This is a genomic window from Streptomyces adustus (assembly GCF_009377175.1).
In the GTDB taxonomy this organism is placed as follows: domain Bacteria; phylum Actinomycetota; class Actinomycetes; order Streptomycetales; family Streptomycetaceae; genus Streptomyces; species Streptomyces adustus.
On sequence record NZ_VJZD01000430.1, the window covers coordinates 1 to 4,166 of the forward strand.

The window sequence follows — 4,166 nt, forward strand, 5'->3', positions numbered from 1 at the left end:
GGTGAGGGGGGAGGTGGGGAGGGAATGCGTGGTCGCCATGAGAGGTCAGCTCTTTCGCGCGAGGAGTTCGTCGAGGACGTACGTCGTGCGCGCCGGCCGAAGGCCGCGGGTGTACGGCTTTAGAGGGCCGGCGCGTTCGTCGCGCGACAACACACCCGGTCGAAGTCGTGGTGCTGACGGGAAGGCCAGAAGGGCTCGAGGTCATGGCGACCTGTCGCGGAGTGCTTCTGGGGGCTGGCCATAGGACCATTGAAGCAGACGCACAGGCGCGGCAGGAGGTCTCTCCCACTGCTCGGACGGCCAACATGCCGAAGGGGCGCCCGACATGACGTCGGGCGCCCCTTCGGAGCAGGCGTGGGGATCAGACCTGGCCGGCCTTCTCCAGCGCGGTGCAGCAGGTGTCGACGATCAGACGCGTCACCGTGTACGGGTCGACGTTGGCGTTCGGGCGGCGGTCCTCGATGTAGCCCTTGCCGTCCTTCTCGACCTGCCACGGGATGCGGACCGAGGCGCCACGGTCGGAGACACCGTACGAGTACTCGTTCCACGGGGCGGTCTCGTGCAGACCGGTCAGGCGGTCGTCGATGCCGGCGCCGTAGTTCTTGACGTGGTCGAGCGGCTTGGAGCCCTCGCCCAGCGACTCGCACGCGGTGATGATCGCGTCGTAGCCCTCGCGCATCGCCTTCGTGGAGAAGTTGGTGTGCGCGCCGGCGCCGTTCCAGTCGCCCTTGACCGGCTTGGGGTCGAGGGTGGCGGAGATGCCGAAGTCCTCGGCGGTGCGGTAGAGCAGCCAGCGGGCCACCCACAGCTGGTCGGAGACCTCCAGCGGGGACAGCGGACCGACCTGGAACTCCCACTGGCCGGGCATGACCTCGGCGTTGATGCCGGAGATGCCCAGGCCCGCCTTCAGGCAGTTCTCCAGGTGCGCCTCGACGATGTCACGGCCGAAGATCTCGTCGGCGCCGACACCGCAGTAGTAGCCGCCCTGGGGGGCCGGGAAGCCGCCCTCGGGGAAGCCCAGCGGACGCGGGCCGTCGAAGAAGGTGTACTCCTGCTCGATGCCGAAGATCGGCTCCTGGGCGGTGAACTTCTCGGCCACCTCGGCCAGCGCGGCACGCGTGTTGGTCTCGTGCGGCGTCATGTCGATGTCGAGCACCTCGCACAGCACGAGGACGTCGTCACCGCCACGGATCGGGTCGGGGCAGGTGAAGACCGGCCGGAGTACGCGGTCGGAGGCGTGGCCCTTGGCCTGGTTCGTGGAGGACCCGTCGAAGCCCCAGAGCGGCAGCTCGGCGCCCTTGGCGTCGTCGGCCAGGATCTTCGTCTTGGAACGGAGCTTGGCCGTCGGCTGGGTGCCGTCGATCCAGATGTACTCAGCCTTGAAGCTCACGGGCCACATCCTTCGGGGTGGGTCTTTAGGCGCACTGCGGGTGCTGCGGCGCTGCGGCACTGGGGCGCCGCACCTGATGTCCCGCAGACTGCCAACGGCCGATTTCCCGATCATTGCTCGATTGTGAACCCCGTGTTACCTGGCCATGATGTGGCGCGATTCACTCGGTGGGAGGCCCCGGGCGTGGCGGGTCGCGGTTCGCGGCCGCGACCGCGGGAAAGCGGGGCCGGGGCGTCGTCTCGTATGCGATGGGTGTGAGCCGGTACACGGCGCTCCGGCCGCCGGCCGTCGCTCCTGTACGGCCGGGTCGGTCGTCACTCCCACGCTGCCGCCGACCGTCACTCCCGCACGGTCGCCGGCCCTTCCCGTCCGCACGGCCGCCTGGCCTTCCCGTCCACGGGGCCGGCGACCGGCCCCGTGCCCCGCGCCGGACGCACGGCGGGGCCCGGACATGCCGATCCTGCTGCTCCTGGCGGGGAACAGCAGGACCGGTGACACGTACGAGGCGGCGTCCCGGGCCGGCGTGGCCGGTGCGCGTCGCGACGGGGGTCCTGTCAGGTCTCTCCCGTCCCGCGCCGCCGTCCGCCGTGCCCCCTCACTTGGGGTGCCGCCTCACGGAGGTGTTCCCGCGTCGAGCCTCACCCCACCTTCTGGATCACGGCCCGGCGGATCAGGAACTTGCCGGGCTCACGGACCTGCTCGAAGGCGGCGTTGTTGAGCAGGACACAGCTGCCGGAGACCGAGGTGACCGTCACCGTCGTGGACTTGTTGTTGTCCAGGTTGGTGACCTTCAGCTTCGTGCCCGAGGGGAACTGGTTGCTGGACGCCGCCGGAGCGCCGCCCTCGCCCGAGAGGGTGACCGTGGAGCCGTTGCAGACCTGCTGGCCGGCGGCTGCACCACTGCCCGCGTTACCGGCGTTGCCGGCATTCCCGGTGTTCCCGGCATTCCCGGCGTTGCCTGTGTTTCCGGCGGCACCGGCGTTGCCCGCGGGGGCGGTCTGCGCGGGGGCGGTCTGAGCCGGCTGGGAGCCCTGAGCCGACTCCCCAACCGTGCATCCGGACGCCTTCTGCTGCACCTGGATCTGGGCGATGACGGCCTCGCGGTTGGCGATGCGGGCCGCGGACTGCGCGTCCGGGTTGGCCCGCTGGCCGGCGATGAAGGCCTGGTTGTTGCCGATGGCGGTGGCGAGCCCCAGGCAGACCGTCGAGTCCCCGGCGGACAGGGCCTTGGGGGACTGCGCGGCGCTAGAGGTGTTCGCCATGGCGAAGGCGCCGCCTCCCACCACGGCCGCGGCACCGACGAGCAGCGCGATCGTCTTCTTCGGGCCGAGTGTTCTCCTGCGCGACATGCGCGCCTCCTGAGGGGTAGGGGGTGCTACGTCGCTATGTACGAGATACCGAACGGCGTTACTCAACGGTTACCGGGGTGATTCAAGTGGCCTGTGTCACACGCCAGTTCGGGCGCCGACGCGGGCCGCGGCCTGCGCCCCGCCGCCCGGGCTCGCTCCCCGCCCGGGCTCACTTCCCGCCCCGGCTCACTCCTTGCCCCTGGCCAGCGCATCCCGGACCGCGTCCTCGGTACGGGCCACGACCGCCGTGCCGTCGTCCGCGGTGATGATCGGGCGCTGGATGAGCTTCGGATGCCCGGCGAGCGCCGCGATCCACCGCTCGCGCGCACCGGCGTCGCGGGCCCACTCCTTGAGACCGAGCTCCTTGGCGGCGGCCTCCTCGGTGCGCGTGATGTCCCACGGTTCGAGGCCGAGGCGGTCCAGCACGGCCCTGATCTCGTCCTCGGTCGGCACGTCCTCCAGATAGCGGCGGACGGTGTACTCGGCGCCCTCGGCGTCGAGCAGGCTGAGGGCGCCGCGGCACTTGGAGCAGGCCGGATTGATCCAGATTTCCATGGTCCCCACGGTACGGGAGAACTCGTCTCCCACAAGGGTCACGCAGGCCCCGAAAACCCTTGTGGCCAGGGGCGTTTGTCAGTGCCGGGCGGTAGAATAGAAGCAGTGTTCGAGGGTGTCGCCGGGGTGGCCGAACTCCGGAGCGGACACCCTGATCGCGACAGGAGGATGCCTGTGCCCGCTGCCGCACTGAAGCCGTTGCCCACCCAGTCCACCGCGAAGCGTCCCGTCCTGCTCGACCTGCCCTACGAACCGGTCCTGAAGCGGCCGTTGCCGGCCGGACGTCCGCGCGCGTGGTACGTCACGCACAACCGCCGGCTCAAGGCGATGCGCCTCGCCATCGCCCTGCTCGACTCCGGCGTCTACGTCCCGAACCAGGCCTCCGACGCGACGATACGGAGCGCGGCCGAACAGATCGGCGTCCACCCGCCGTCGGACACCACGTGCCACATGGTGCGGGCGCTGATGCGTTACTCCAGGTGAACGGAGGCGCCGGGCCGGTCCCCACGACCGCGCCCGGCGCCACCCACGAACCGGCCGCCGTTCCCGCCGAGACCGGGAGGCGTTCCCGCGTGCCGCGTGCCGCGTGCCGTCCGGGGGCCCCAGTTTCTGCCCGGCGCCGGAGGCGTTTCCGGCTGCCGCCCGCCGGCTGCCGCCCGCCGTCCGACGGTCGCCGTTCCCGGCTGCTGCCTGCTGCCTGCTGCCTGCCGCCCGTCGGCTGCCGCCCGCCGTCCGGGGGCCGCAGTTCCTGCCCGGCGCCGGAGGCGTTTCCGGCTGTCGCCCGCCGTCCGACGGTCGCCGTTCCCGGCTGTCGCCCGCCGTCCGACGGCCGCCGTTCCCGGTCGTCGCCCGCTCTCCCGGCCCACTCGGGC

4 protein-coding genes are annotated in these 4,166 nt (G+C 71.3%); 1 reads left to right on the forward strand and 3 read right to left on the reverse strand.

All coding sequences use genetic code 11. The features are described 5' to 3' along the window. Positions 1–361: 361 nt before the first annotated feature. The 3 genes from glnII to FNH09_RS44990 form a co-directional block, all read right to left on the reverse strand. Complete coding sequence (glnII, locus tag FNH09_RS44980; RefSeq protein ID WP_162470068.1) at positions 362–1,390, reverse strand: glutamine synthetase; 1,029 nt, start codon at positions 1,388–1,390, stop codon at positions 362–364. A 638-nt stretch (positions 1,391–2,028) separates the two neighbouring features. After that, complete coding sequence (locus FNH09_RS44985; protein WP_152895648.1) at positions 2,029–2,739, reverse strand: hypothetical protein; 711 nt, start codon at positions 2,737–2,739, stop codon at positions 2,029–2,031. Positions 2,740–2,925: 186 nt separating this feature from the next. Beyond that, positions 2,926–3,294, reverse strand: a complete 369-nt coding sequence (locus tag FNH09_RS44990) for an arsenate reductase family protein (protein WP_152895649.1) — start codon at positions 3,292–3,294, stop codon at positions 2,926–2,928. Between the two features lie 174 nt (positions 3,295–3,468). On the opposite strand from FNH09_RS44990, the gene FNH09_RS44995 reads away from it, so the two are divergent. Next, entirely contained in the window at positions 3,469–3,777 is a 309-nt protein-coding gene (locus FNH09_RS44995) for a hypothetical protein (RefSeq protein WP_162470069.1), read from the forward strand. The last annotated feature ends 389 nt before the right edge of the window (positions 3,778–4,166 follow it).